Annotated in this window: 27 protein-coding genes and 5 pseudogenes; 19 read left to right on the top strand and 13 right to left on the bottom strand. The window is 71.9% G+C overall.

All coding sequences use genetic code 11. The annotated features are described in order from the left end of the window. Nucleotides 1-249: 249 nt before the first annotated feature. The 3 genes and pseudogenes from ACNAW0_RS26160 to ACNAW0_RS26170 form a co-directional block, all read left to right on the top strand. Nucleotides 250-1,851: pseudogene (locus tag ACNAW0_RS26160) on the top strand (acyl-CoA dehydrogenase); the annotation flags it as partial. Nucleotides 1,852-1,990: 139 nt separating this feature from the next. Continuing rightward, nucleotides 1,991-2,071 (top strand): hypothetical protein, encoded by an 81-nt coding sequence (locus ACNAW0_RS26165; protein ID WP_416290694.1) that lies wholly within the window; start codon nt 1,991-1,993, stop codon nt 2,069-2,071. 513 nt (nt 2,072-2,584) lie between these two features. Next, nucleotides 2,585-2,818, top strand: a pseudogene (locus ACNAW0_RS26170) (multicopper oxidase domain-containing protein); the annotation flags it as partial. Nucleotides 2,819-2,953: 135 nt separating this feature from the next. On the opposite strand, the pseudogene ACNAW0_RS26175 reads toward ACNAW0_RS26170, so the two are convergent. Continuing rightward, nucleotides 2,954-3,100 (bottom strand): annotated as a pseudogene (locus tag ACNAW0_RS26175) (multicopper oxidase domain-containing protein); the annotation flags it as partial. Nucleotides 3,101-3,172: 72 nt separating this feature from the next. Between ACNAW0_RS26175 and ACNAW0_RS26180 the strand changes: the two are divergent. Then, nucleotides 3,173-3,430, top strand: coding sequence for a multicopper oxidase domain-containing protein (locus ACNAW0_RS26180; RefSeq protein ID WP_416290695.1), 258 nt, complete (start codon nt 3,173-3,175; stop codon nt 3,428-3,430). A 39-nt stretch (nt 3,431-3,469) separates the two neighbouring features. Here the strand turns inward: ACNAW0_RS26180 and tnpB are convergent, their stop codons facing one another. The 3 genes from tnpB to ACNAW0_RS26195 all read right to left on the bottom strand — a co-directional run bounded on the left by tnpB (nt 3,470) and on the right by ACNAW0_RS26195 (nt 6,358). Next, nucleotides 3,470-4,840, bottom strand: a complete 1,371-nt coding sequence (tnpB, locus tag ACNAW0_RS26185; RefSeq protein ID WP_416290670.1) for an IS607 family element RNA-guided endonuclease TnpB — start codon at nt 4,838-4,840, stop codon at nt 3,470-3,472. Further along, the gene (locus ACNAW0_RS26190; RefSeq protein WP_416290671.1) at nt 4,837-5,421 is read right to left on the bottom strand and encodes an IS607 family transposase; all 585 of its coding nucleotides are present in this window, start codon (nt 5,419-5,421) and stop codon (nt 4,837-4,839) included. The genes tnpB and ACNAW0_RS26190 overlap by 4 nt, the downstream gene beginning before the upstream one ends. Nucleotides 5,422-6,007: 586 nt before the next feature. Beyond that, nucleotides 6,008-6,358 carry a hypothetical protein gene (locus ACNAW0_RS26195; protein ID WP_416290672.1) on the bottom strand — a complete coding sequence of 117 codons (351 nt, stop codon included), beginning with the start codon at nt 6,356-6,358 and terminating at the stop codon, nt 6,008-6,010. 41 nt (nt 6,359-6,399) lie between these two features. Here ACNAW0_RS26195 and ACNAW0_RS26200 point away from each other — a divergent pair. The 9 genes and pseudogenes from ACNAW0_RS26200 to ACNAW0_RS26240 all read left to right on the top strand — a co-directional run. Continuing rightward, nucleotides 6,400-6,486 (top strand): annotated as a pseudogene (locus ACNAW0_RS26200) (hypothetical protein); the annotation flags it as partial. A 69-nt stretch (nt 6,487-6,555) separates the two neighbouring features. After that, nucleotides 6,556-6,996 (top strand): hypothetical protein, encoded by a 441-nt coding sequence (locus tag ACNAW0_RS26205; protein ID WP_416290697.1) that lies wholly within the window; start codon nt 6,556-6,558, stop codon nt 6,994-6,996. Beyond that, the gene (locus ACNAW0_RS26210) at nt 6,993-7,451 is read left to right on the top strand and encodes a hypothetical protein (RefSeq protein ID WP_416290673.1); all 459 of its coding nucleotides are present in this window, start codon (nt 6,993-6,995) and stop codon (nt 7,449-7,451) included. The genes ACNAW0_RS26205 and ACNAW0_RS26210 overlap by 4 nt, the downstream gene beginning before the upstream one ends. Nucleotides 7,452-7,632: 181 nt before the next feature. Next, nucleotides 7,633-8,418, top strand: coding sequence for a helix-turn-helix transcriptional regulator (locus ACNAW0_RS26215; protein WP_416290674.1), 786 nt, complete (start codon nt 7,633-7,635; stop codon nt 8,416-8,418). Between the two features lie 135 nt (nt 8,419-8,553). Then, on the top strand, nt 8,554-9,750 hold the full coding sequence (locus ACNAW0_RS26220) for a helix-turn-helix domain-containing protein (RefSeq protein ID WP_416290675.1): 1,197 nt from the start codon (nt 8,554-8,556) through the stop codon (nt 9,748-9,750). A gap of 155 nt (nt 9,751-9,905) precedes the next feature. Further along, nucleotides 9,906-10,151, top strand: coding sequence for a hypothetical protein (locus ACNAW0_RS26225; protein WP_416290677.1), 246 nt, complete (start codon nt 9,906-9,908; stop codon nt 10,149-10,151). A gap of 222 nt (nt 10,152-10,373) precedes the next feature. Continuing rightward, on the top strand, nt 10,374-10,553 hold the full coding sequence (locus ACNAW0_RS26230; RefSeq protein ID WP_416290678.1) for a hypothetical protein: 180 nt from the start codon (nt 10,374-10,376) through the stop codon (nt 10,551-10,553). Beyond that, nucleotides 10,550-10,768 carry a hypothetical protein gene (locus ACNAW0_RS26235; protein WP_416290679.1) on the top strand — a complete coding sequence of 73 codons (219 nt, stop codon included), beginning with the start codon at nt 10,550-10,552 and terminating at the stop codon, nt 10,766-10,768. The genes ACNAW0_RS26230 and ACNAW0_RS26235 overlap by 4 nt, the downstream gene beginning before the upstream one ends. Next, a complete protein-coding gene (locus tag ACNAW0_RS26240) occupies nt 10,765-10,938 on the top strand; it encodes a hypothetical protein (protein WP_416290680.1) in 174 nt (57 codons plus the stop codon). Before ACNAW0_RS26235 ends, ACNAW0_RS26240 begins: the two co-directional genes overlap by 4 nt. Before the next feature lie 47 nt (nt 10,939-10,985). On the opposite strand, the gene ACNAW0_RS26245 is transcribed toward ACNAW0_RS26240, so the two are convergent. From ACNAW0_RS26245 to ACNAW0_RS26270, 6 genes are all read right to left on the bottom strand, one after another. Next, nucleotides 10,986-12,074: a trypsin-like serine peptidase gene (locus ACNAW0_RS26245; protein WP_416290681.1), complete on the bottom strand. Its 1,089-nt coding sequence runs from the start codon at nt 12,072-12,074 to the stop codon at nt 10,986-10,988. 228 nt (nt 12,075-12,302) lie between these two features. After that, nucleotides 12,303-12,488, bottom strand: coding sequence for a hypothetical protein (locus ACNAW0_RS26250; RefSeq protein WP_416290682.1), 186 nt, complete (start codon nt 12,486-12,488; stop codon nt 12,303-12,305). Between the two features lie 236 nt (nt 12,489-12,724). After that, on the bottom strand, nt 12,725-13,624 hold the full coding sequence (locus ACNAW0_RS26255) for a hypothetical protein (RefSeq protein WP_416290683.1): 900 nt from the start codon (nt 13,622-13,624) through the stop codon (nt 12,725-12,727). A gap of 109 nt (nt 13,625-13,733) precedes the next feature. Further along, nucleotides 13,734-14,234, bottom strand: a complete 501-nt coding sequence (locus ACNAW0_RS26260; RefSeq protein ID WP_416290684.1) for a GNAT family N-acetyltransferase — start codon at nt 14,232-14,234, stop codon at nt 13,734-13,736. Between the two features lie 50 nt (nt 14,235-14,284). Further along, the gene (locus ACNAW0_RS26265) at nt 14,285-16,813 is read right to left on the bottom strand and encodes an FtsX-like permease family protein (RefSeq protein WP_416290685.1); all 2,529 of its coding nucleotides are present in this window, start codon (nt 16,811-16,813) and stop codon (nt 14,285-14,287) included. A gap of 1 nt (nt 16,814) precedes the next feature. Next, nucleotides 16,815-17,600, bottom strand: a complete 786-nt coding sequence (locus ACNAW0_RS26270) for an ABC transporter ATP-binding protein (protein WP_416290686.1) — start codon at nt 17,598-17,600, stop codon at nt 16,815-16,817. Between the two features lie 139 nt (nt 17,601-17,739). Here ACNAW0_RS26270 and ACNAW0_RS26275 point away from each other — a divergent pair, with 139 nt between their 5' ends. Genes ACNAW0_RS26275 through ACNAW0_RS26290 form a run of 4 tightly spaced genes read left to right on the top strand, consistent with a single transcriptional unit; the run spans nt 17,740 to nt 19,386 of the window. Continuing rightward, nucleotides 17,740-17,970, top strand: a complete 231-nt coding sequence (locus tag ACNAW0_RS26275) for a cation transporter (protein WP_416290687.1) — start codon at nt 17,740-17,742, stop codon at nt 17,968-17,970. 46 nt (nt 17,971-18,016) lie between these two features. Continuing rightward, nucleotides 18,017-18,412 carry an ArsR/SmtB family transcription factor gene (locus ACNAW0_RS26280; protein ID WP_416290688.1) on the top strand — a complete coding sequence of 132 codons (396 nt, stop codon included), beginning with the start codon at nt 18,017-18,019 and terminating at the stop codon, nt 18,410-18,412. Then, nucleotides 18,345-18,827, top strand: a complete 483-nt coding sequence (locus tag ACNAW0_RS26285) for an SRPBCC family protein (protein WP_416290689.1) — start codon at nt 18,345-18,347, stop codon at nt 18,825-18,827. Before ACNAW0_RS26280 ends, ACNAW0_RS26285 begins: the two co-directional genes overlap by 68 nt. Beyond that, entirely contained in the window at nt 18,814-19,386 is a 573-nt protein-coding gene (locus tag ACNAW0_RS26290) for a TIGR03086 family metal-binding protein (protein WP_416290690.1), read from the top strand. The genes ACNAW0_RS26285 and ACNAW0_RS26290 overlap by 14 nt, the downstream gene beginning before the upstream one ends. Nucleotides 19,387-19,452: 66 nt before the next feature. Here the strand turns inward: ACNAW0_RS26290 and ACNAW0_RS26295 are convergent, their stop codons facing one another. Both ACNAW0_RS26295 and ACNAW0_RS26300 read right to left on the bottom strand, forming a co-directional pair. Beyond that, entirely contained in the window at nt 19,453-22,533 is a 3,081-nt protein-coding gene (locus ACNAW0_RS26295) for an AfsR/SARP family transcriptional regulator (protein ID WP_416290691.1), read from the bottom strand. A 219-nt stretch (nt 22,534-22,752) separates the two neighbouring features. Continuing rightward, on the bottom strand, nt 22,753-23,466 hold the full coding sequence (locus tag ACNAW0_RS26300; RefSeq protein WP_416290692.1) for a spermidine synthase: 714 nt from the start codon (nt 23,464-23,466) through the stop codon (nt 22,753-22,755). Nucleotides 23,467-23,762: 296 nt separating this feature from the next. Here ACNAW0_RS26300 and ACNAW0_RS26305 point away from each other — a divergent pair, with 296 nt between their 5' ends. After that, nucleotides 23,763-24,767, top strand: a complete 1,005-nt coding sequence (locus tag ACNAW0_RS26305; RefSeq protein ID WP_416290696.1) for a zinc-binding dehydrogenase — start codon at nt 23,763-23,765, stop codon at nt 24,765-24,767. Between the two features lie 78 nt (nt 24,768-24,845). Here ACNAW0_RS26305 and ACNAW0_RS26310 read toward each other — a convergent pair whose 3' ends face one another. Beyond that, entirely contained in the window at nt 24,846-25,454 is a 609-nt protein-coding gene (locus ACNAW0_RS26310; RefSeq protein WP_416290693.1) for a methyltransferase domain-containing protein, read from the bottom strand. A gap of 230 nt (nt 25,455-25,684) precedes the next feature. On the opposite strand from ACNAW0_RS26310, the pseudogene ACNAW0_RS26315 reads away from it, so the two are divergent. Next, nucleotides 25,685-26,253, top strand: a pseudogene (locus ACNAW0_RS26315) (type VII secretion protein EccB); the annotation flags it as partial. Between the last annotated feature and the right edge of the window lie 84 nt (nt 26,254-26,337).

The raw sequence follows: 26,337 nt of genomic DNA on the forward strand, positions 1-26,337 counted from the left end.
CCGCTCACCGAACGACCGATCCGCGTAGCGAACTCGCCGATCCGATAAACACTACCCACGGTGGTCGACAGTAGACAGTCCTGGCCGGAAAAGCGACCACTAGTTGCTCGTCCACTCCCCGCCGCGGCTCGCCACGGCGATTCGGGAGGGCGGAAGGTGCGCCGGCCGCTCCGATCAGCCAGGATGACGTCCGAGAGGCCGTCGCCGGGCTGTGCCACGGCTGACGACGGTACGACGGAAGGAGCACGCATGTCGTCGCCGTCCATCCTGCTGTCCCGTCGCGACCTGGCGTTCCTGCTGTACGACTGGCTGGACGTGACCCGGCTGACCGAGCGACCCCGCTACGCCGAACACTCCCGCGAGACCTTCGACGCCGCGCTGGACCTCTCCGTCCGGGTCGCCGCCGAGCGGTTCGCCACCCACAACCGGGCCGCCGACGCCGCCGAACCCACCTTCAACCGCGGCCGGGTGCACACCATCCCGCAGGTCAAGGCCGCCCTGGACGTGTTCGCCCAGACCGGGCTGCTGGCCGCCACCATGGACACCTCGATCGGCGGCATGCAGCTGCCGCACGCGGTCGCCGCCGCCTGCTTCGCCTGGTTCCAGGCCGCCAACGTGGCCACCGCCGCGTACCCGTTGCTCACCCTCGGCAACGCCAACCTGCTGCTCACCCACGGCAGCGCCGAGCAGATCGACACCTGGGTGCGGCCCATGGTCGAGGGACGCTTCTTCGGCACCATGTGCCTGTCCGAGCCGCAGGCCGGCAGCTCCCTCGCCGACATCACCACGCGCGCCGAGCCGCAGGACGACGGGACGTACCGGGTGGTCGGGACCAAGATGTGGATCTCCGGCGGGGATCACGAGCTGACCCAGAACATCGTCCACCTGGTCCTCGCGCGGATCCCCGGCAGCCCGCCCGGGGTGAAGGGCCTCTCGCTGTTCATCGTGCCGAAGGTGCTCCTCGATGATGACGGGGTGCTCGGCCCGCGCAACGACGTGGTGCTGGTCGGGCTCAACCACAAACTGGGCTACCGGGGCACCACCAACACCCTGCTCAACTTCGGCGAGGGCGTGCACCGCCCGTACGGGCGGCCCGGGGCGGTCGGCTACCTGGTGGGGGAGCGGCACCAGGGGCTTGCGCAGATGTTCCACCTGATGAACGAGGCGCGGATCGCCGTCGGCGCCGGCGCGACCGCCCTCGGCTACACCGGCTACCTCAAGTCCGTGGCGTACGCCCGCCAGCGCGTGCAGGGGCGCCCCGTCGCCGACAAGGACCCGACCACGCCGCAGGTACCGATCGTGGCGCACGCCGACGTACGGCGGATGCTGCTGGCCCAGAAGAGCTACGTCGAGGGCGCGCTCGCGCTGATCCTCTACTGTGGCCGTCTGCTCGACGAGGAGAAGACCGCCCCCGCCGAGGCCGACCGTGCCCGCGCCCACCTGCTGCTGGAGGTGCTCACCCCGATCGCCAAGAGCTGGCCGGCACAATGGTGCCTGGCCGCCAACAACCTGGCCATCCAGGTGCACGGCGGGTACGGCTATACCCGCGACCACGACGTCGAGCAGCACTGGCGGGACAACCGGCTCAACGCCATCCACGAGGGCACCCACGGCATCCAAGCGCTGGACCTGCTCGGCCGGAAGGTCACCATGCGTGGCGGCGTCGGGCTGGAGCTGTTGCTGGAGACGATCCGGGCCACGGTGACCCGGGCTTGGAAGGCCGAGGGCGAGACGGCCGAGCTGGCCGGTCAGCTTGGCGCGGCGGTCGACCGGATCGCCGTGGTCACGCGGCGGCTGTGGGGGAGTGGCGATCCGGAGCTGGCTCTGGCCAACGCCGGCCTGTATCTGGAGGCGGTCGGGCACGTGGTGATCGCCTGGATATGGCTGGAGCAGCTGCTCGCCGTCGAGGCGTTAGGGAGTCCGGACGCGGCGGAGGGGGGACTTCCTGGCGGGGAAGCGGCAGGCCGCGCGGTACTTCTTCCGGTACGAGCTGCCGCGGACGGGTCCACAGCTCGACCTGCTTGGCAGCCTGGACCGAATCACCCTGGACACCCGGGAGAGCTGGTTCTGACCAGCCGCCGGCGAAGGGCATTCCGCCTGGCTGAGCTTCTGCCGCAGACGCATCGAGCGCGACGTGACGACCTTCCGTCCGCTCATGCCACCCACCCACGCGTTTTGGCCTAACAGGGTGGTTTCAACCACACGGCCCTGCCGCGGTGCCGTCCTCATGTAGCCACCTGTTGACCTGGGCCGGCGAGAAGGCTCGGCACCCGTGGCATCGCCCAGCGGCCGCTCTCCGGCAGTCCTGTGACAGCCGCCTCATTCACTTTTTACGGCCGGCGTAGTAAAAACAAACTCACTAGTGCAAACGCCACCCAGAGAGGGTGTCATGGTGAGAAATCAGCTTCTGACGATGGCCGTGGCCTTCGCGGCCGCCCTCGCGGTCCCCGTCTGGCTCGCCCCGGGCGAGGCGCCCGTCGCGTCCGAGACGACCGGCACCCATGCAGGGCACGGCACCACGTCCGAGTCGTCCTCGACGTCAGGATCAGGCCCAGCCATGGACTGGAAGACCATGGACGAACAGATGGCCAAGCGGGACAAGTCGTTCCCGGCAGCCACCAAGGGAGAAGGCGGCAAGGACCTGGCACCCACCGTGCTCGCCGACGGCACCAAGGAGTTCCACCTCACCGCCGAGCCGACGAAGTGGGAGATCGAGCCGGGCAAGACCGTCGACGCCTGGGCCTTCAACGGAACCGTGCCGGGCCCGACGATCCACGTGAACGTCGGTGACAAGGTCAAGGTCGTGGTCGAGAACAAGCTCCCCGAGTCGACCGCCGTTCATTGGCACGGCATGCAGGATCGTCATGCCGATGGTGCCGGCGTCCTGCACCTGCATCAGCACGACCTGGTTCGGCTTGATTTTGTCCGGCGTCGGGATGTCGCCCACCTCGATGGCGCCGTACAGGCCGCTGGTCACCTGCTTGGTGCCGTCGTGGTGCGAGTGGTACCAGGTGACCATCGGCCGCGTCGCGTCCCAGGTGTACGTGAAGCTCTTGCCCGGTGTGATCGGGTCCTGGGTCACGTTGGGCACGCCGTCCATGTCGTTGGATAGAACGGGAAGTCGTTCCCGGCCACCAAACCGATCGACGCGCACCTCGGCGACTGGGTCGAGATCACGTACATCAACGTGGGCACCATGGAGCACCCGATGCACCTGCACGGGGTCGACCAACTGGTGATCGCCAAGGACGGGTTTCCGCTGCCAGCGCCGTACAAGGCCGACACCGTCCCGGTGTCACCCGGCGAGCGCTACACGGTCCTGGTCCACGCCGACGCCAAGGGCACCTGGGCTTTCCACTGCCACATCTTCCCGCACTCCGAGGGGGCCCAGGGGATGTTCGGCCTCTTCACGGAGATGCGCATCTCCTGACCCAGCCCTCGCTCGGAAACCGTTACCTCTCAGTGCGCTCTAGTGAGCGACTGATCGGCATGTCCCGCCTTGCGGTGGGACGGTCCCGGCCTTACCCGTATGGGCGGTGCCGGGTTGACGCTTCACAGCCACCGGCCCGCCGGGGCGGGTCTTATGGTCGGCTCCACGTCCTGCCACCGGGCCACTCCCGGCGGTGGTGACCTCACGCGCGAGCGCGGCAAGGTTACGTGCGGCGTTCAGGTCCCGATCGAGGACGAGGCCGCAGGAGTCGCAGCGGTAGGTTCGGACACGCAGCGGCAGCTTGGCTTTCACCGCGCCGCAGTCCGAACAGGTTTTGCTGGAGGGATACCAGCGGTTGGCCAGGATCCGCCGGCCGCCGTTCCATTTGGCCTTGTACGCCGCCTGCCGGCGGATCTCGCCGAACCCGGCGTCCGCGACCTTGCGGGCCAGGCGCCGGTTGCGCAGCATACCGGCCACGTTGAGGTCTTCGACCACGATCGTGCCGTACTTGCCGGCGAGGCGGGTGGTGAGTTTGTGCAGGCCGTCGCGGCGCAGGTTCGCCACCCGCGCATGCGCCTGGGCAACCTGCTGGCGGGCGCGTTCCCACCGCTTCGACGGCCGCGCACCGGTACGCCGGTCCGGGCCGACCCGCCGCGACATCTGCCGGGCCAAGCGCCGCATCCGCTGGCCGGCCTCGTCCAGGTGGCGGGGGTTGGGCACCATCTCGCCGGTGGACAGCACCGCCAGGTGCGTGATCCCGACGTCCACTCCAACCACCGCCCGCGGACGCGTAGGGGTACGCACGACCCGGTCGAGCTCGACGCAGAACGCGACATGCCACCGCCCGCCGTCATGACGTACGGTCGCCGACAGGATTCGGGCCGTGCCCGCCTCGATGCGGCGGGCGAGCTTGCGGGTCGACTCGTGAGTCTTCAGCCGACCCAACCGGGGCAGCACCACATGCTTGCGGTCGGGTTCGACGCGGATCGCGCCGGTGGTGAACCGCACGGACGGTGTCGACCGGCGGCGGGACTTGAACCGGGGGAACCCCACACGCCCGCCAGCGCGCTTGCCGGCGCGAGAGTCGGACCAGTTCTTCAGGCCGCGCGCCAGGTTGTCCAGGCCCGTGCTGTACGCCTCCTTGGAACACTCCGCCCACCACGGCGCCACATCCGCCTTCGCCGCGTTCCACGCCTTACGCAGCGAAGCGAGGCTCCACCCGACGGTCGGGGTCAGCAGTTCATCGGGCACGCCGTAGCTGCGTTCCGCGCCACGCTGGTCCATGACGGCCTTCACCCTGGCCAGAGCCCAGTTGTACGCCACCCTGGCCGCGCCCGCGTGCGCCAGCACCACCCGCTCCTGCGCCGCGGTCAGGTCCAGCGCGAACCGGTACGCCTGAATCGTCTTCACGCCGACCCGTCCCGCGTGGTGACGGCCTCCACCGCCCGGCGCGCCCGATTCGCGGCGGCCCGGCGACCGTAGAGGCGCGCGCACAGTGAGGTCAGGATCTCCGTGACGTCCCGGACAAGGTCGTCGTCAACGACGGCCGGATCAACCACCAGCAGCTGGCGGCCGTGCGCCGCCAGGGCCGCCTCAACATACTCGGCGCCGAAGCGGGCGAACCTGTCCCGATGCTCCACCACAATGGTCGTCACCGTCGGGTCATGCAGCAGGGCGAGGAACTTCTTGCGATGCCCGTTCAGCGCGGACCCGACCTCGGTCACCACCTGCGACACCGACAGGCCCTGCCCGGTCGCCCACGTGACGACCCGAGCAATCTGTCGGTCCAGGTCCGTGCGCTGGTCGGCGGACGAGACCCGGGCGTACACCACCACTCGCTCGCCGCCAGCCGAGGCCACGGGTAGCGGCTCACCCACCATGATGAGTCGACCCAGCCGGTAGGTCGGAACGGGCAGCGTCCCAGCCGCGTACTGCCGCCGCGCGGTGACATACGCGATGCCCTGAGACGCCGCCCATTCCTTCAAATTCACCCAAACACCATAGCGTGCTCGCGTCCACTAGAGACTACCCAACCGCTAGCAGTTGTTAGCCCTTCTCCGCGCCTTCCTTCCCACTGTCGCATGTCATGCGATTTGGAGGTCTGCCATGCCCACCAACTCAGCAAGCCCCCCGGTCCCGGAGCCCCCGGAGCCACAGTCCCTGATCTCGGACGGTCGGGGTGGCATCGCGGCGTGGTTCGGGTCCCTGTTCCCGATGCTCACCGGTGGCGTCGCGCTCGGCCTGCTCATCGGATTCGTCTTCGTCGGGCTCGCGCGTCCGGGCAGCGCCCTGACCATGGCCGCTTCCGGGGAGACGTCCGCCGCGGGCGCCGGTAACACCGCTCCAGGCGCCGGCAAGAAGCTCACTTTCGATATCGAACTGGGCGACATGTACGTCAAGCCCGCCTCGATCAACGTGCCGAGCGGCGCGGACGTGACGGTCAACGTCGTCAACAAGGGAAACCAGCAGCACACGCTCGCGCTGGAGGGCGCGGACGCCCCGATGCTCGAGGCGGGCAAGTCGTCGACCTTTCACTGGGGCGTGATCAGCAAGTCCACGCAGGCCTGGTGCCTGGTGTCAGGTCACAAGGACGCGGGCATGCTGCTCGCGGTCAACGTCGAGGGTGAGCAGGCGCAGGTCGCAACGGGCGGCACCGCGGGCAGCACCAGCGGCAGCAACGATGCGACGATCGACGCCAGCGCCAAGCCGTCCGCCGACTGGAAGCCGGTCGACCCGACGCTCCAGCCCGCGGAGGGCGGCACGACGCACAACGTCACCCTGCACGTTCAGGAGAAGGAGATGGAGGTCGCGCCCGGCGTCAAGCAGGTCCGGTGGACGTACAACGGGACCGCGCCCGGCCCGGTCCTGCACGGCAAGGTTGGTGACGTGTTCAACGTCCACCTGGTCAACGACGGCACGATGGAGCATCCGTCGACTTCCACGCCTCGAAGGTCGCGCCGAACGTGCAGATGCGGACGATCAAGCCGGGTGAGTCGCTGGACTACCAGTTCAAGGCGCAGTTCGCCGGCATCTTCACGTACCACTGCGGGGCCGACCCGATGGTCTACCACATGGGCAACGGCATGTACGGCGCCGTGGTCGTCGACCCGCCGAACCTCGCCAAGGTGGATAAGGAGATCGTCCTCGTCCAGTCCGAGCTGCACCTCGGACCGCAGGGCCAGCCTGGCGACCTGAAGAAGATGATGACCGGCAACGACGACGCCGTTGTCTTCAACGGCTACTACAACCAGTACGCCTTCGCCCCGATCAAGGTCGCCCCCGGGTCCCGCGTCCGGGTCTGGCTCGACAACGCCGGCCCGAACGAGAACACGGCCTTCCACGTCGTCGGCACGATCTTCGACACCGTGTGGAAGGAGGGCGCGTACCGGTTGCGGCCGGGGAACGCCGAACAAGGGGGATCTCAGACCCTCGACCTGCAGCCCACCCAGGGCGGCTTCGTCGAATTCACCCTGCCCGACGCCGGGACCTACCCGTTCATCACGCACAAGATGATGAACATGTCCCGCGGCGCCCTCGGCATCTTCCAGGTAGGAGACAACCAGTGAGCGCCACGACCCACACCACCGCCACAACCAGCGCAACTGTTTCGGCCGTTCCGGCCAGCACGGCCACGGCGGTGCGGCAGACCTCGCCGCTTGCCATCGGCGCCGTGTCCTCCGTACTGGCTGGCTTGATCCACTACGCCGTGGTGCCGGAGCACCGGAGCGAGTGGGTCTGGTATGCGGTGTTCTTCACCCTGCTCGGGGCGTTCCAGCTGATCTGGGCCGCCGCCGTCTGGGCCGTCCGGCGTCGTTGGCTGCTCGGCCTCGGCGTGGTGGCCAATGCCGCCGCGATCTCCCTCTGGGCCATCAGCCGTACGGTCGGCCTTCCCTTCGGTCCGGATGCCGGCGAGCCTGAGTTGGCCGGCGTGATCGATGTGCTCTGCGTCCTCGCCGAGGCGGTGGCTCTCACCGCCGCAGCCGCGGTGTTGTGGGGTTCGATCCGCCGACGGCGGAGCTGACGCGACAGCGCCGAGGGGCTGCGGACATTGTCCGCGGCCCTTCTGCTGTCGCCGCCGTGCGGGCTCCATGATCGTTGAGGCCGCAGGTCAGCTTGACCTCGCCGCCGCCAAGATCGGCGCGTCGCCCGGCGCGTCCGAGGTCCACCTGGTTTCTACTAGTTTGTTCGGCTAAAATAGCTGCGTGTCCAGGCAGGCGTTGAACGATCCAGATCCGGCTCCGGCGCTGGGTGAGAGCCGCAGTCGGGTGTTGGAGCTGCTGCGGGCAGCGGGGGGGCCGGTGGCGGTCCAGGACGTCGCGGAGCGTAGCGGCCTGCACCGGAACACGGCCCGCTTTCACCTGGACGGATTGGTCGATGCGGGTCTTGCTGAGCGGGAGGTTGAGGATCGCAGCCTGCCCGGTCGTCCCCGGATCGTTTATCGCGCACTCGGCAGCAAGGTGTCGGCGGGTCAGCGCAACTATCGGTTGCTGGCCGAGATGTTGACTAGCGTCGTCACCGACACGCTGCCCGAGCCTGACCGCGCCGCGGTGGCGGCCGGCGAGGCATGGGGGCGCTATCTGGCCGACCGGCCGGCGCCATCGCAGCGGATCGACCAGGCAGAGGCCGTGCATCGTCTGTCGGCTGTGCTGGCCGAGGCCGGGTTCGCGCCGGGCGAGGCACAGGGCGGGGCGAATCCGGTGATTCCACTGCGGCAGTGCCCCTTCCGCGAGATCGCCGAGCAGCACCGCGAGGTGGTCTGCTCTTTGCACCTGGGTCTGATGCGAGGGGTGCTCGCGGAGATGCGTGCGCCGTTGGTTGCCGACCGACTGGAGCCGATGGTTCAACCATCACTATGCCTGGCCCACCTGGGTCTCGCTCCGCGCCGTCCAACTGATGCGGACAGCACGACCCCCTCAGCGGGGCGCCGGGCGGGCCGGAAGTCAGCGGCGAACGAGCATCGACCTGGCGCAGCCCCCCGCGCTCGCTGATGCGGGTGACGCGGCTGGTCAGACTGCCGTGACGGAGGCGAAGTTGAGGCTGCCGCACGGGTACCGTCGACTGCGGCGGCCTGCCGGAGTAGCGGCCGGCGGCCCGCCGCCCAGACCGCTACCTGGGAGACGACGATGACCGACTCCGCGACCTTTGGTGCGCGCCTTCGCGCCCACCGGGAACGTGCAGGCAAAACACGTCCAGTTCTCGGCGGGCTCGTCGGCCGCAGCGCCGAATGGGTCAAGGCCCTGGAGAACGGCCGACTCCTCCCTCCGCGCTTGCCGATGCTGCTTCGCCTGGCCGAGGTGCTCGACATCTCCGACCTGGCGGAGCTGGCCGGCGACCAGTCTCTGCCGGTGGCGTCGGTGACCCGTGCCGGCCACCCCGATGTCGACAACGTCGCCGCCGCCATGCAGCGCACTGCGGTGTCGGTCGGCGATCCTGCGCCTGTCGACGTGCTGCGCGGCCTGGTCGACCAGGCGTGGGCGCTGTGGCACCGGTCGACCGTCGAGCGTACGGCCGTTGCCGCAGTGCTTCCCGTGCTGCTGGCGGATGCGCAACGCAGTGCTCGACGGTTGGACGGCCTGGCCCGCCGGCAGGCGCTGGTCGAGCTGGCCCGCGTCTACCATCTTGCGCAGTTGTACCTGGCCCACCAGCCGTATCCGGAGTTGGTGTGGCTCGCGGCCGACCGAGCGATGCTTGCCGCCCAGGACGCCGATGACCCCACTGCGATCGCCGTGGCGGCCTGGTATTACGCCCACGTTTACCGAGGCGGGAATCAGGTCGACGCCGCTGAGCAGGTGCTCGTTGATGCCGTCGGTCTGATTGACCCGACTGTGGGTGGTGAGCAGTTGGCTCGGTGGGGGCAGGCGCAGCTCGGCATCGCGCTCGGGCACAGCAAAGCCGGGCGGGCTGGAAAGGCGTGGCGTGCGTGGGACGCTGCCGAGGAGGCCGCGAGCCGGCTCGGCAGCGGGTACGCCCACCCTTGGCTGATGTTCGGGCCGGCCGCCTGCGCGGCGTACGCGGTCACTATCGAGACGGATCTGTGTCGACCTGGTGAGGCCGTCCGGCGGGCCGACTCGGCGGACTTCCGTGCGCTGCCGTCGTACACCCGTCGGGCCGCTGCCCTGATCGAGGCCGCGCGGGCGCACATGCTGAACCGAGGCGAGGTCGCGGCGATGCACCTGCTCGGTCGGGCACTGCGAGAGAGCGTGGACACGGTTCGCCACCAACCGTATGCCCGCACCGTCGCCCTGGAACTGTCGGATCGGCCGGGCACTGTCGGGGAGGATGCGCGGGAGTTGGCTCTCGCGATCGGGGTGATGGGGTAGCTCTCCCTCGGGTACAAACTGTCCCCGCTGCCGTCCGTGACCGCCTGTAGCGTCCAGGTCACTGGCGGCGGCGGGGCTTTTTCCGGCCCGACACCCGACGGAGCCTGACGAGACTTCGCCGCCGCCTCCCGACGCTCGACGAGGAGGCGGAACCGGTGGCGATCTGGTTCGAGCTGCGCAAGTTGGTGCGGTGGCTGTTCCGGCGGCCGGAGCCGCCGCCACCGCCGGGCACCGGGCAGCGGTACCAGGCGACCGAGCAGGCGGAGGCGCGGCGGCGGCTGCTTGACCAGGCGAAGCGGTTGCGGGAAACGCAGTCGCACCGCGAGTCGGCGCAGATCGTGTCGAATGCGCCGATGACGCCGGGCGAGCGCAACGGCTACGGGACGAGGGACCACGGGTGAGCCGCGTGGGGCCGGTTCTCATGGCGTGTCGACTCCAGGCCGGCAGCGCGTCTCGTATGAGGAGTATCTGCTCGCGGCCGCGCTGACCCTTGCCCGACGGCACCGGCCGGTCTGGTCGTGGCGGAGGTGGCGGCGGGTCTGTCGTTGCGGAGCCGACCTGCCCTGCCGGGCCCGTCACCGGATCCCAATCGACCGGCGCCACTGGCCGCGGGGAGAAGCCGAGTGAACGACGAGCAGGAGCACCCGATTCTTGCCGTGCACGTGCGAGGCCTGGACGGGATGTGCGTCGGTTGCTGGGCGTGGTGGTCGCGGCTGACTCCGTACCCGCGTTGGCAGGTGGAGTGGGCGACCGGCCGGCAGGCGCGGCACCTGACCGCGGTCGTTCTCGGAGGTCGCGAGTGACCACCCACGGGCCGGTGTTGCCGATCTGGAGCTGCGGTGGCTGCGGGGCGCCGTGGCCGTGCGTGACTCGGCGGCGGGAGCTGCGGGCGGAGTTCGAGGGTGCCCCGGTCTCGCTGGCGCTCTACATGGGGGCGCAGCTCGTCCGCGCCACAGCGGATCTGAGCTGGGCGCCGGCCGGCGCGCTGCATCGGCGCTTCCTCGGTTGGTTGCGGTGAGCGTCTTGCGGCCAGGTGACGAGAAGTTCCATTACAGCGGCGGCTCTCACCGGTGGATTCCGCCGGATCCGGATTACGACCAGGAGGTCTGGGACGAGCAGGTGCGTCAGCACAAGAAGGGCCACCTGAGGAACGAGCGCCCGAAGGTGCGGGTACGACGTCTCGCCTGATGCGGTGCCGGGTCCGAGCCGGACCCGGCGCCGTTTGTTCCGGTCGGTTAGCTGGAGATGTTCCGCACTGTGTTGTACAGGTCAGCCACCTGGTTGCCGTAGTACGGCGAGTACATGTACTGCGGAAGGTTGTTGTACTTGAAGTCGTTGTGCCCGTTGAGGTAGCCCCAGTTGCCGTCGAACGACATCAGCCAGCCGCCGCCGGAGGAGCCACCGGTCATGTAGTTGGTCATGTAGATGGTGTTGCCGCCTCCGTTGTAGGTGGGGCCGTTCTCCGCGGTGAGCACCTCACCGTTGAACGGGGAAGCGGCGGGGTAACCGAAGGCGTAGACGTACTGGCCGATCGGGTAGTTCCAGGCGATTCCCTGGCCGCCGAGGTAGTCGGCGATCCGCGAACCGTTGCTGCGGGCCATCACCGCCGACCCCACGTCGTTGGCGAAGTCGCCGTTGTTGTTGAACCAGGCCGTGGTCGTCCAGAGCTGGGTGGCGTACCAGTAGCCGTAGGGGGCCGAACCGTTGTTGTAGTTCGGGACGAAGGTCCAGTTGGTCGCCCACGCCCGGTTGCCGGTGACGCAGTGACCGGCGGTCCACACCTCGGACTTACCCTCGCTGTTCACGATGGTCGCCGAGCAGACGTAGTTGCCGCCGTTGAGGGTGAAGTAGACCTTGCCGGAGGTGCGAGCCACCGGGTGACCGACCGGGTAGTTGGGGTAGTAGGCCTGCGTCGACATGCCGGGCGAGGTGACGCTGGACGCGCTCGCCCTCGGCTCGGCGGCGGGCGCCGCGGGTGCCACACTGCCGGACGGTCCCTGTGGCCTGGTGGTGCTCTTTCCCAGGTCCCGGGCGGGGTCGCGCGTGGTGAGGGCCGCCTTCACCGCGGGAATCTCGGTGTCCGGCTTGGCGGCTTTCATCCGGGCCGGGGTCCAGTAGACTGCCAGGGCTCGCTGCCGGGCGTCCGTGCCGTCGCTCGTGGCGGTACGGGCCACGTCCGGGCTGAGATGTGCGGTGCTTCCGACGACAGCGCTGGTCGATGTGGCGAGGGTGGCCGGGGTGGCGCTGGCGGTGCCCGCCGTGGCCAGCGTCGCCGCGGTCATCACCGCGGCGGCGGCCAGGCCACGGAGCAGTCTCGTGGACATGTTCCCTACCTTTCGGCTAGCGGATCGGAAGCCAAAATGCTGCCCGTATAGTGATTCATAGTCATCACTACGTAGATCGGTTAGGCAGATGAAGGAAAACGTCACCCAAGGACTGTCGACGGTCTTGCCTATCGACGGCTGTGAATGATAAAAAGGTGGTTTCGTGTGGCTGCCGAAAGTGGATCCTTAAAAACTGCGGCCGGTAATTGCGCAGACGGAGACTTCCCGTCACCCTTGCCTGCGCCGGACCCTCGCGGCCCCCTGCCAGGACTCGCGGCTGAACAGTCGTTTCGACCAGAGGTAGCCGCCCGGTGCGATGACGGCGCGCCCGGCGGTGGGCCGGAAGCCGACCAGCAACGCCACGCCGACCACGATCGCCAGACTGAACAGTACGTCTCTCTGAACGAGAGCCACTGCCCGGTCATGGATTGCCTTCCGTCCGGGCCGCAGGTTCGTGGATCGCTGGCGTGTGGCGGTGTTGCCTCGGTTCACGGGGGCGCTGACTCGGCACGGCCGGTGGTGAGTGGTCGGCGGTTGGGAAGTGTCACCGGACCGCGGTGCCGCTGCGACTGATCCGCTCACCCGGTGATTCCAGTTCATGACCACCTGGAGTGATGGGTGCGGCGGACAGCGGCCGACACCCGCCGTCGTCAGCCAAGGCCGAGCTGGTGCAACGCGAGCGCCACGAAGCCGCGTACCGACCGGTCCCAGCCGGGTACGTCGGCATCGAAGTCCGAGCTGCGGGCCTCGATGAGGACGTCGAGCGCCAGGTCGGGTAGCTGGTCGCCGAGCCGGTACGCCAACGCCACCGCCGCCGTGACCCGGACGACCGCGGCGTTCGCGGACAGCAGCTCGCCTAGGCGGGCGTCGATCCGCTCCGAGCTGATCGGACAGTGGCCGAGGGTCAGGTTGGCGCTGGCCCGGGCGCCGGCCTCGTCATCCGGGACCGCGAGGAGCCCCGCCAGCGCGGCCTCATCGGGCGCGAACCAGGCGAGTAGTTCGGCGGCGTACCCGGCCAGCTGCGGGTCCGGGTCGGTGAGCCAGCGGACGTACCGGTCGGCGTGCCGGGCTCCGGCGTGGAAGGCGTCGGCCTCCCAGCGGACCGCCACCCCGTCGGCCAGTTCGGCGGCCTCCTCGTGCTCGAACAGGTCTTCGGTTTCCAGGTGCCGCTGCACCAGCGCCGCCTGCTCGTCGGTGATCCCTTCGGCGGCGGCGAAGGCACGCCGCGGATCGAACGGCAGCTCGTCGTCGCGCCGGTCGCCTAGTACCACCGAACGGAGCAGATCGGCGACCGTTGCCCGGTCCGGGGTGTCCGAGTCGTCGGCGAGCGCTACCAGGAACGGCACGACGTGGCAGCTCGCCCCCCACCGCGTGCCCTGGTGATAGACGTTGCCGAACAGCTCGGACAACGCATCGCGCCGGACCGGTACCTCCGCCGAGCGCAATGCCCGCAACTGGTCCGGTACGTCGACGGCCGGCCCGTACGCGTGGTGCAGCGACTCCCACGGGATCTCGTCGAGCCCGGCCAGCGGGTCGGTCAGTTGAGCCATCCAGCGGTTCTACCAGCCGGACCGGACGAAAGCGTGAGGGCCGGAGCGGGAAGCGCGGGCCGGAGCGGGAACGCGAGGGCCGAATTTGTCAGCCCTCGCGCCAGTGACCCTACGCCGGCGTACGTGCTTCCTCCGTCTCCGGCGACAGCAGCGGCAGGTAGCTCTCGGGGCGCCAGCCGGCGATCACCTTGGTGTACAGACCTGCGCCGAGCCGCTGGTAGAACCGCTGCGCCCCGGAATTGTCCGGCTTGACCTCCCAGCGGATGACGAGCCCGTCGTCGGCCGCGGTACGGGCAAGCGCGAGCATCAGCGTCCGCCCGACCCCGGCGTCCCGGGCGGATGCCCGGACCCAGAGGTCGTCGAGAGCGAGGATGTCGCGCCCGGACCACAGGTGCATGCGGCGGAGCGCGGAGACGTAGCCGAGCGGCTCGCCGGCCCGCTCGGCGAGCAGGACGGTGACGTCGTCCCGGCCGAGCAGCTCGGCCCAGCGGTCAGCGGTGATGGTGACGTGCACGGCGTCGCCCTCGTGGGTGGCGATCTCCCGGACCAGGGTGTCCACGGTGGTGGCGTCGGCCGGGCCGGCCGGGCGGATGGTAACGGTTTGAGTCATGGTCTACTCCTTACACGAAGGTGGCGTCGGCACCACCCGGGGGTGACGGGTCAGGGCGTGCCGATGGCGGCGAGCACGTCCAGCCGGGCGGCGCGGCGGGCGGGCAGCAGGCCGGCGAGCAGGCCGGCGGCGAGGGCGACGGTCAGCACCACCAGGAGCCGGTTCGCCGGCACGGTCAGCACGGTCGGGGCGTCCCGGCCCAGCGCGCGGACCGTGGCGGCGGCGAAGCCGACGCCCAGCGCGATCCCCAGGACGCTGGCCAGCGCGGCGACCAGCACCGCCTCGGCCCGGATCAGCCAGCCCAACTGCCGGCGGGTCATCCCGACCGCGCGGAGCAGCCCGATCTCGGCGGTGCGTTCGGTGATCGACAGGGCGAGGGTGTTGGTGATGCCGAGCAGGGCGATCAGCACGGCCAGCATCAGCAGCACCGTCACCAGGCCGAGCACCTGGTCGATCATCTGGGTCCGGCCGTCGACGGCGGCGGCCTGGTCGCGCAGTTGCGCGGTCGGGGTGTCGGCCAGGGCCGCCTTGATCGCCCGCTCCGCGGCGGCCCGGTCCGTCCCGTCGGCGGTGCGGATCAGCACGCTCGCGTCCATCTCCTCGCTGTAGAGCCGGGCGAAGGTGCCCAGCGAGATGAGGTAGTCGGTGGACAAAGCCCGGGCGTCGCCGTTGCGCAGCAGGCCGACGACGGCGAGGCGCTGGGCGCCGGTGCGGGAGAACGTCATGGGCAACTCGTCCCCGACGCGCAGGCGCCGGTCCCGGGCCACGTGCTCGGCCAGCACGATCCCCCCGCCGTTCAGCGCCGCCAGGTTGCCGGCGGTGAGGTGCAGGTTCGCCACCCGGGGCAGCGTCGCCGGGTCCACGGCGGTGAGGGCGCTTGTGGCGTCCCCGTCGCGCCAGTGGCCGTAGCGCAGCCGGGACGCGACGGCGACCTCGGGCAGCCGGCTGACCCGGTCGTACACGGCGGGGGAGAGGCCACCGAGCATCTCGTTGCGGGCGCTCTCCACGACGTGGTCGGCGGTGATCACCTCGGCGTAGGACGCCCGGACCGAGCTTTTCACCGACGTACCGAGGACGGCCATGAAGCTGATCAGGGCGAGCCCGAGGGCCAGCGCCAGGGCGGTCGCCGCGGTGCGCCGCGGGGTGCGGGCCGCCGAGTCGGTGGCCAGCCGGCCGGTCACGCCGACGGCGGCCAGCGGCCGGCCGACGAGGCGTACCAGGGCGGGGGTGATCGCCGGCCCGAGCAGCGCGAGGCCGCCGACGGCGCCCAGCGCGGCGACGCCGAGCAGCGCGATCGGGGCGTCCGCGGCGAGCACCGCCGCCGCCGCAGCCAGGCCGGCTACGGCGGCCAGCGCGCCGACCACCGCCCGGACCCGTCCGGTACGGGCGGCAGCCGCTTCGCGCAGCGCCGCCACCGGCGCCACCGCGGCCGCGCGCCGGGCCGGCCCGACCGCCGAGCCGACCGTGACGAGGACGCCGACGGCGAAGGCCACCAGCACGGTACGGCCGGTCAGCACCAGCCCACCCTCCGGCAGCGGTAAACCGAACGCGCGGGCCAGGTTGCGGATGCCGGTGGCGGCGGCGACGCCGAGGGCGAGCCCGGCGGCCGAGGCGGTCAGCCCGACCAGCAGCGCCTCGCCGAGCACCGAGCGCAGCACCTGCCCGCCCATCGCGCCGGCGGCCCGGAGCAGGGCGAGTTCCCGGGTCCGCTGGGTGACGACGATGGAGAACGTGTTGGCGATCAGGAAGGCGCCGACCAGCAGGGCCGCGCCGGCCAGGGCGAGCAGCACCAGCTGTAGCCAGCTCAGCTGGTCACGGGCCGCCGCCGCGCCGGCCGCCGCGATGTCCCGGCTTGCGGCGACCTCGTAGTCGGCGCCGACGGCGGCGCTGATCCGGCCGCGCAGGTCCTCGGGGGCGACACCGGGCGCGGCGACGACCGCCACCTCGGAGACGCCCGCGCCGAGCCGGAGCAGGCGCTGCGCCGACGGGAGGGTGACCAGGGCGACCGTGCTGTTCGGCAGGCCGCCCCGGTCACCGAATCCGGCCAGGCCGACCACCCGGAGCCGGGCGGTGTCGGTCGCCCGGACGGTGACGGTGTCGCCGAGCCGGACGCGGTGGCCGCGCGCGGTGTCCTCGTCGAGGACCACCTCGTCGTCGGCGGCCGGCGGCCGGCCGCTGCGGATGGTGAACGAGCCCACTGGCGCGGGCGCCCAGGAGGCCAGCAGGGACGTGCCGCTCGGCACGACCGTCTTGCCATCCACCTCCAGCAGGCCCTGGCCGCGGACCAGCGGCCGGGCGTCGGCCACCCCGGACACCGCGGCGACCCGCGCCATCAGGTCGGCCGGCAGCGGGTCGCGGGCGACCTCGACGCCCATCGCCGAGTCGAAGGCGACCGCGTCCCGTACGGTCAGGTCGACGCCGGCGGTCGCGGTGCGGAACTGGTCGTCGAGCAGCCGGGTGGAGGTGTCGGTGAGGACCAGGCCGCCGGTGGCGAAGGTGACGCCGAGGACGACCGCGAGCAGGGTCAGCGCCAGCCGGGCCCGGCGGGCCAGGGTGGTACGCAGAGTCAGGTGCCACATGTCAGTTCGCTCCGGTGGTGGTGGGCGCGGCCAGGCGCGCCATGCGGGTCAGGACGGCCGGGATGGTCGGTGCGTCGAGTTCGCCGTCGATCCGGCCGTCGGCGAGGAACACCACCCGGTCGGCGTACGCGGCGGCGTGCGGGTCGTGGGTGACCATCACGATGGTCTGCCCGAGGTCGTCGACGGCCTGCCGGAGGAAGCCGAGCAGCGCCTCGGCCGCCTGCGAGTCGAGGTTCCCGGTCGGCTCGTCGGCGAAGACGATCTCCGGTCGGGTGATCAGGGCGCGGGCCACGGCGACCCGCTGCTGCTGGCCGCCGGAGAGTTCCCCGGGGCGGTGCCGGAGCCGACCCGCCAGACCGAGGGTGGCGACCAGCAGGTCCAGCCGCTCGGGGTCGGGACGGCGACCGGCCAGGGTCAGCGGCAGCAGGATGTTCTCCCGCGCGGTCAGGGTCGGCACCAGGTTGAAGCTCTGGAAGACGAAGCCGATCCGGTCCCGCCGCAGCAGGGTGCGCGCCCGTTCGTCCAGGTCGGTGAGGTCGGTGTCGCCGAGCAGGATCTGGCCGGCGTCGACGGTGTCCAGGCCGGCCAGCGCGTGCATGAGGGTGGACTTGCCGGAGCCGGACGGGCCCATGATCGCGGTGAACCGGCCGGCCGGGATGGACACCGTGGCACCGGCCAGGGCGCGGACGGCCGTGTCGCCGCGACCGTAGGTGCGTACGACGTCCCGGGCCTGCACGGCGACGGGGGCTGAGGTGGGGCGGGTCGGCTTCAAGGTGCTCGTGGTCATCGGGGGTACTCCTCCGGTCGGTTCTGATCGCTGACGAGGAGAGTCGCCGGGGGCGCTGTCCGGACGCTGGCTGTCGACCCGGCGGATCCGGACAGCGGATGGACAGACCGCCGCCAGCCGCCGCGACCAGGCTGGCGGCATGGTGGAACGGAACGAACCGGCGGCCCCGGCGCGGGTGGCGATTGTGGCGCTGCCGCCCGGGCTGTGCCGGCGGTGCGTACGCGTGGTCAGCCGGCGGGTGAGCGACCTGCCCGGGGTGGTGTCGCTGGAGTTCGACGTCGACGCCGGCGTGCTGCGCGTGGGTGGGGAGGTGGATCCGGCTGCCCTGCGTCGGGCCTGCACTTTCAACCATGGGTTGACGGGTGGCTGACCTAGGTTCTACGGTTCTTTCAACCAGTGGGTTTAAACTGTGGGGGATGACCACGGACGCGCTGACCCGAGCCTTCGCCGCCCTCGCCGATCCGACCCGGCGCGACATGGTCGCCCGGCTCTCCGAGGGCGACGCGACCGTAAGCCAGCTGGCCGAGCCGTACCGGATGACGCTGCAGGCCGTCTACAAGCACCTGCGGGTGCTCGAGGACGCCGGGCTCGTCAGCCGACCGCGGGGGCCGCAGCCCCGGTCGGTGCGCCTGGAAGCCCAGGCCTTCGGCCTGATGGACACCTGGATCGAGCGCCACCGGAGCCGCGTCGAGCAGCGCTATCGCCGCCTTGACGCCGTCCTGGCGGAGATGAAGGGAGACGAATATGGACAGGATCACGGAGACAGACATCGAAGCCGACCCGAAGCTGCCAGTCATCCGGATGACTCGTGACTTCGCGGCAACGCCCGAGCAACTGTTCCGGGCTCACACCGATCCCGCATTGTTCGCCCAGTGGGTCGGGCCCGACGCCATGGCGACCCGGATCGAGCACTGGGACGCGCGTACCGGCGGCAGCTGGCGGTACGCCTCGGTGCACGACGGCACGGAGTACCGGTTCCACGGCTGCTTCCACGAGGTACGGCCGGACCGTATCGTGCAGACCTTCACGTTCGAGGGCGATCCCGACGGAGTCGCGCTGGAGACGTTGTGGTTCGAGGACCTGGGCGACGGCCGTACGCGGCTGCGGACACAGTCGCTGGTCGACAGCTTCGAAGGCCGCGATGCCTGGCTGCGCAGCGGCATGGAGGTCGGTATCGACGAGGGCTACGCGAAGCTGGACAGGATGCTCCTCGATGGCGCTGTCTGACCGCCCAGCCGAGCGACACCGGCAGGTTGCCGGGCTGTTCAGCGACCGGGTCCGCGGCACCCGGTCCTGGGACGCGCCATCCCCGGTCGCCGACTGGGCCGCCCGCGACGTCGTGCGACACCTGACCGAATGGTGCCCCGGGTTTCTCGTCTCCGGTGCCGGCATCGAACTGCCCCGTGGGCCATCGGTGGACGACGACCCGGTCGCCGCGTGGCAGGTTCACTGCGACGGTGTGCAGGCGGTGCTGGACGATCCGGAGACGGCGCACCGGGAACTCACCAACCCACACATCGGCAGCCTGCCGCTGGAGACCGCGATCGACCAGTTCTACACCGTCGACGTGTTCATGCACACCTGGGATCTCTCCAGGGCCACCGGCCAGGACGATCGGCTGGACCCCGACTTCTGCGCTCAACTCCTCGATCAGATGGAGCAGATGGAGCAGGTCATCCGCTCCTCCGGCCAGTTCGGCGCCCGGGTCGAGACACCCCGCGGTGCGGATACCCAGACCAGACTGCTGGGTTTCATCGGCCGGGACCCGTTCTGGTCGAAGCGGTGAGCCGAAGTTTGATACAGGGGTCCAGGGCCGGCCGCCTCGCTCAACGCCCGCCCGGGCGGCGGGCGCTCAGCGGCCTGTCGGAGTAAGGGCTGCCGCCCGGCGGGCCGCCTCCGCCTCCTGCGGCCGCCCGGCGGCCGCCGCCGCCTCGGCCATCAGCGACCAGAGCCGCAGCCGCGCCCACGGGAACTCCCGCTCCGCCAGCAGCTCCACGGCCCGGCGGCACTCCTCCGCGGCGGCGGCCGCGTCGCCGTCGGCGTACGCGATCCGGGCCCGGCCCCACGCCGCCCAGGCCTGGCAGCGCGGGTTGCTGTTGCGGCGGGCGGTGTCGGCCGCCTCGGCGAATATCGCCGGTACGCCCTCGACCTCGCCCCGGTCCAGCCGGGTGTGCGCGAGCTGCACGAGGGTGAAGGCCAGCGCGTGCGGGGAAGGGTTGCGCCGGGCCTCGGCCGCCGCCTCCTCCAGGGTGGCGATCGCCTCGTCCGGCCGGCCCGCCTCGCGCAGCGCGACGCCGAGGTGCGCCAGGATCCCGGCCGGCAGGAGGCGATCGCCGGCCTTCCGGGTCCACTCCAGGCTGCACCGCCACTGCTCGGCGGACCGCGCGAAGGCACCCGTGCGCAGATCGAGCAGGCCTTCCACGTAGCAGACCGTCCCGTGCCACCAGGGATCGTCGGTGTCGCCCCGCTCGCGGCGGGCCTGGGCGACCATCGTCCGGTACTCGTCCGCGTCGCCGTCGTACTGGCCCTCCCAGGCGACGACGAGCCGCGAGGTCGCGATGTTGGCGGTGTCGCCGAGGCGCTCGAACTCCGCCAGGCTCTCCCGCGCGGCGGCCCGGGTCTGCGGGGTGGGGTAGTAGACACCGAGCTGGCCGATCCGCTGCAGGGCGGCGGCCCGGGCGGGCGGGGCGCCCTCGCCGGTGGCGAGCAGCGCGGTCAGCGCCCGCACGCCCTCGTGCCGGGGGCCGTAGCTCCAGAACAGGAAGAGGGCGTCCGCGAGCCGCAGGCCGGCGTCGACCCCGTCGCCGCGTTCCAGGCAACGATCGACGGCGGCGCGGAAGTTGTCGTGCTCCTCCGTCATCCGCGCCCAGGCGTCGGCATCGGACCGCACGTGCGGGCCGTACCGTTCGGCCAGCTCGGTGAAGTGGGTGAGGTGCCGGTCCCGGGCCGCCTCGGTCTCGCGGGCCTCCGTGAGCCGAGCGGCGGCGTACTCCCGGATCGTGACCAGCAGCCGGAACCGCCCGGTGGCCGGGTCCGGCACCACGAGGGAGCGGTCGACCAGCCGGAAGAGCAGGTCGAGGACCTCGTCCGGGGCCAGGCCGTCGGACGCGCAGACCTGCTCGGCGGCGGCCAGGTCCCAGCCACCGCGGAACACCGCCAGCCGGCGCAGCAGCCGCCGCTCGGCCCCGGACAGCAGGTCGTGGCTCCAGTCGAGGGTGGCCCGCAGGGTGCGGTGCCGAGCCTCGCTGGTCCGCGCCCCAGCCGTGAGCAGCGCGAACCGGTCGTGCAGCCGGGCCGCGATCTCCACCGGCGGCAGCGCCTTCACCCGCGCGGCGGCCAGTTCGATGGCCAGCGGCATGCCGTCGAGCTGCCGGCAGATGTCCGCCACCAGCGGCGCGGTCGCCTCGTCGAGGACGAACCCGGGGCGCACCGCCCGCGCGCGATCGACGAAGAGGGCCACCGCCGGGCTGTCGCCGAGTCGCGCGAGATCCGCCGGCCCGTCGGGTACGCCCAGCGGCGCCACCGCGAGCTGGGTCTCCCCGGGTACGGCCAGCGCCTCCCGGCTGGTCGTCAGCACGGTCAACGCCGGGCATTCCTCGACCAGCCGCTCGACCAGTTCTGCCGCCTCGTCGATGACGTGCTCGCAGTTGTCCACCACCAGCAGCGCCCGGTCGGCGCCGAGCCAGGCGACCAGCGCGGCGGTCGCGGCCGGCCCCGGGCCGCCGGTGGCCACCCCGAGCTGGTCGGCGACCGCCTCGGGGAGATCCGTCCCGCTCGCCACGGCGGACAGGCGGACCAGGTGCAGTCGGTCGGCCAGAGGGTGGTCGACGCGGCGCACCGCCTCCAGGGCGAGCGTCGTCTTGCCGACGCCACCCGGGCCGGTCAACGTCACCACCCGCGCCTCGCGCAGCCGGTCCAGCACCCGCTGCACGTCGTCCTGGCGGCCGATGACCGAGGCGAGCCGGCGGGGCAGGTCGCGCTCGGCCGGGGCGGGAATCCGCGTGGCCGCGGCAGCGGCCCGCGTCGGGGCGGGCCGGTCGACCGGATGGGCGTGGGGCGGGGCGACTGGATGGGCGTGGGGCGGGGCGGCCGGTGCCAGGGGCGGAGCCACCGGCCGGTCCGCCAGCGCGTGGGCCGAAGCCACGGGCATCGGGGCGGGCACCTGCTGCCGCAGGATCGCCTCGGCGAGCGCCTGTAGTTCGGGCGCCGGGTCGATGCCCAGCTCGTCGGCGAGGCGGTGCCGCAGCGCGTGGTACGCGGTGACAGCGTCCGCCTGCCGCCCGCCCCGGTAGAGCGCCAGCATCAGCAGCCGGTGCAACCGCTCGCGCAGCGGGTGGGCGACGACCAGGCGTTCCAGGTCCGCGACCGCCTCGGCCTGCCGGCCCGCCTCCAGCAGCAGCTCCAGCCTGTCCTCCACCGCGCCGAGCCGCAGCTCCGCCAGCCGGGCCACCTCGGCCAGCGCCCACCCGGCCTCGCCGACGTCGGCCAGGACCGGGCCACGCCACAGCCGCAGCGCCTCGTCGAAGCAGACCAGCGCCGCGGCGGGCCCGTCGCCGGTGGTCGCGTCGCGGGCCCGGTCCAGCAACCGTTCGAAGCGGTACGCGTCCACCGCGTCGGGGGCGACGGCGAGCTGGTAGCCGGGGGCACGGGTGACCAGCAGGCCACCGCCCGCCCCGGCGGTCACCAGGGCCCGGCGCAGCTTGGATACCCGCAGCTGCAGCGCGTTCGTGGCGTCGGCCGGGGGCTGGTCGCCCCAGAGCGCGTCGGTGAGCGCGTCCGCGGAGACCACCCGCCCGGCGGAGAGGACGAGCCGGGCGAGCAGCGCGCGGATCGCCGGGGCGAGCGGTGTGGCGGGCCGGCCGGCTACCTGGAGTTCGACGGTGCCGAGCACGCCGAAGCTCACCGTGGTGGTGGCCCCGCTGTCCCGGCTCATCGCACTCCCGTCCCGCTGCGGCGTCAGCCCTGGGGCCCGCTCCGATCGCCGGGTGGCGGCCCGGGCGGGCCCATGCTACGTCGCGGTCGACCTCGGCCGACCCCACCGAAAGGCGGAGTGCCCGCCACCCGGATGCCGGGCCGGCGGTCGCGTCGCCGTGGGTGGCGCTCGGGCCGGTCCGGTGTGTCCCGGACCGGCCCGAGCCGTGCCCAGGGGCGATCAGTGCCGGGCCACGTAGACGGTGTTCGCGGCCTCCCTGTGCTGCAGCGGGTTGGGGAAGCGGACGACGTGCGCCACCGAGGTCGGGAACACCTCGGTCAGCACCCGCTGGAACGCCGAGTCGGGCGGGTCGTTGGACCAGAGCGCGAAGACGCCGTCCGGGTGCAGCAGCGCGGCGAGCCGACGCAGCCCGTCCACCGTGTAGAAGGCGGCGTGGCTGGGGTGCAGCACCTGACGGGGCGAGTGGTCCACGTCGAGCAGCACCGCGTGGAACCGCCGGCCCGGCGACTCCGGGTCGAGGCCGGCGCCGCTGGCGACCGCCGCGAAGAAGTCGGCCCGCACCAACCGGGTACGCGGGTCGGCGGCCAGCCCGGCGGTGAACGGCAGCAGGTCGCGCCGGTGCCAGTCGATCACCTCCTCGATGGCCTCGACCACCAGCAACGAGCGGACCCGGGGATCCTCCAGCGCGGTCCGCGCGGTGTAGCCGAGCCCGAGACCGCCCACCACCACGTCCAGGGCGTCCCCGGTCAGCGGCGCCAGCCCGAGCCGGGCGAGTTCGATCTCCGCGACCGGGAAGAGGCTGGACATCAGGAACTCGTCGTCGAGTTTCACCTCGTACACGTCGACGTCGAGCGCGGGGTCGCGGCGCCGGCGCAGGCTGATCTCGCCGATCGGGGTCTCCCGCCAGGCCAGTTCTTCGAATCGAGCCCTCACCGCGGTGGTCCTCTCCGCCGGTCCGTGACCGGATGTTACCGGCCCGTCGGCGCGTGGCCGGGCCATCCGCCGTGCGCAGCCCTTTTTCGTCGCGGCGGGCATCGCCCGCGCCACGCCGGGTACGCCCGCGACGACTCCAGCTCGGCTGGCGGCCACAATTCGGCCTCCGCGCCGCTGGGCGGCGCTCCGGGCCGGACGAAGGCCGGTCTGACGCCGCGGAACGGCCTGGAGCCGTCGCCGGTCGAGGACGGCGGGAGGGGCGAGTACGTCGGCGGAAGGAGCGGAGCGTGGCGGAGATGCTGGCCGGGCGGCTGCACGTGGCCGAGCGGGCGTTGCGGATGGAGACGGTGCCGGTGCCCGAGCCGGGATGCGGGCAGGTCCGGATCCGGGTCGCCGCCGCCGGGGTGTGCCTGTCCGACGTGCACCTGATCGACGGCATGCTGACCCCGCTCTACCTGGCCGGCGACGTGGTGACCCTCGGGCACGAGGTCGCTGGGACCGTGGACGCGCTCGGCGACGGGGTGCGGGGCTGGCAGCCGGGCCAGCGGGTGCTGCTCCAGGCGGGGGAGCGGGACCGGTTCGGCCTCGTGCTCACCCGCGGCGTCGACTACGACGGCGGCTGGGCCGAGTACGCCCTGGCCCGCGAGGACACCCTGGTCCCCGTCCCGGATCTGCTCCCGTTCGAGCAGGCCTGCATCATCCCGGACGCGGTCGCCACGCCGTGGGCGGCGGTGACCGACACCGCGCGGGTCCGGCCGGCGGAGGCGGTCGCGGTGTGGGGCGTCGGTGGCCTCGGCGCGCACGCGGTGCAGTTGCTGCTGCTGGTCGGCGCGGCCCCGGTGATCGCCGTGGACCCGCTGCCGGCGGCCCGGGACCGGGCGATCGCCCTGGGCGCGGACGTGGCCCTCGACCCGAGGGACGACGGGTTCAAGGACGCCGTGCTGGAGCTGGCCGGCACGCGGGGGCTCGACGTCGCGTTCGACTTCGCCGGCGTGCCCGCGGCCCGTGAGCAGGCCATGACCGTGCTCGGCCGGCACGGCCGGCTGGTGCTCGCCGGGATCGCCAACCAGCCGATCAGCATCCCGTCGGACAGCCGGTTCACCTACAACCGGCAGGCGGTGCTCGGCCACTACGGCTCGGCGGACGAGCACGTCGGGCAGCTGGTGACGCTCACCGGGCTGGGCCGGCTCGACCTGTCCGCGTCGGTCAGCGACGTGCTGGCGCTGGCCGACGCGCCGGAGGCGGTGCGCCGGGTGCGGGACAAGCAGGGCAACCCGATCCGGCTGATCCTGCGCCCGTGACGGTGCGGGATCGGGCTCGACACCCGGACACCGCTGGGCGGGCATGCCCAAGCTGACCGGCGCGGCCGGCGGGGCGGATCAGGTGGCGGGGCGGGTCGCGACGACGACCGTGTCGAGGGCGTCGACACTCCCGCCGCCGGTGGTGGGCACCGGGCGGCGGGCGGTCTCGGCCCGCCGGATGCGCAGCCCGGCGAGCCCGTCGACCACAGCCTCCGGGGTGAGCAGGATGTTCGGGTCCTGCGGGCCGCCGGTGCCCCCGGTGAGGTTGGCGAGGTCGTGGCCGACGACGACCAGGGCGCCGCCGGGGCGCAACGCCCGCCGGGCCGAGTCGAGCACCGTGGCCAGGTCCTCGGCGGGCAGGTGCAGGTAGCTGATCAGGACCAGGTCGTAGCTGCCGGGCGCCGGCCGGTACGTGGTGACGTCCGCGACCCGCCACTCGACCGGTACGCCCCGCCGGGCGGCAAGCTCGCGGCCCCGCTCGACGGCCACCGGCGAGAAGTCCACCGCGGTGACCCGCCAGCCGTTGCCGGCCAGCCACACCGCGTTGCGTCCCTCGCCGGCCGCCAGGTCCAGTGCGCTGCCCGGGGTGAGCCCGCCGACCGCCTCGACGACGAAGCGGTTCGGCTCAGCGCTCCACACCAGACCCGGCGTGCTGGCGTACCGGGCGTCCCATTCGCTGCTGTCCACCGCGCTTCTCCCTCCGGCGGCGTCGCCCCGCCGCCACGGTGACGGTACCCGCCAGTGCCAGCGCTCCCACGCCGGCAAACGCCCGTCCCATGACGGGCGGCAACTGCTGGGCGCACGCCGGCCGGGCTCGGCCGGACCGGACCGGGGCGGCTCCGGTGCCACGCAGGGTCCACGGGACATCGACGGAGCGCTTATCCTGTGCCCCGATGATCCTCCTCGGAAGGGACGCGATGCCGTCGCGGCAGGACCAGCTCCACTCGTACCAGTTCACCGTCCAGCGGGCGGTCGCCGCGCTGGTGATGCGGGAGACCGACCCCGGCCAGTCGCCGTTCCGGCGGCTGGCCGGCGCGGGCCTGGCCAGTGTGCTCGTCGCCGTGATCGCGCTCGGCGGCGTCGCCCTGTACGGCCTCTTCGCCGGCGGCGGCAGCTCCTGACGCGACCCCGACGCGCTGATCGTCGAGAAGGAGTCCGGCGCGCGGTTCGTCTACCGCGAGGACAAACTCCACCCGGTGCTCAACTACGCCTCCGCCCTGCTGATCATCGGGGCGGAGCATCCGAAGACCGTCCTGGTCTCCCGCCGCTCGATCGACGGCGTGCCACGCGGCCTGCCCCTCGGCATCGCCGATACCGGATTCCCTGCCGTCGTCCGGTCGACGACACCAAGGCGGGGCGGACCGAGGTCCGCTCGGCGCTGCTGATCGGGCGGGAAGCCGGCGGCGGACGGTCGCCCGGTGAGCAGGCGTTGCTGCTACGGCATCCGGACGGCAGCGTCTCTGATCAGCTTAGCGATCCTGAGTTAGATTGTGTTTACGGGATCGTTTGCCACCGTGGTGGGGTTGCGTGGGCGTGGAGATGGAATCCTGCGCCCAACGCGGCTCCTCGT

The sequence above is a fragment of the Micromonospora sp. SL1-18 genome, assembly GCF_047921505.1.
In the GTDB taxonomy this organism is placed as follows: Bacteria; Actinomycetota; Actinomycetes; order Mycobacteriales; family Micromonosporaceae; genus Micromonospora.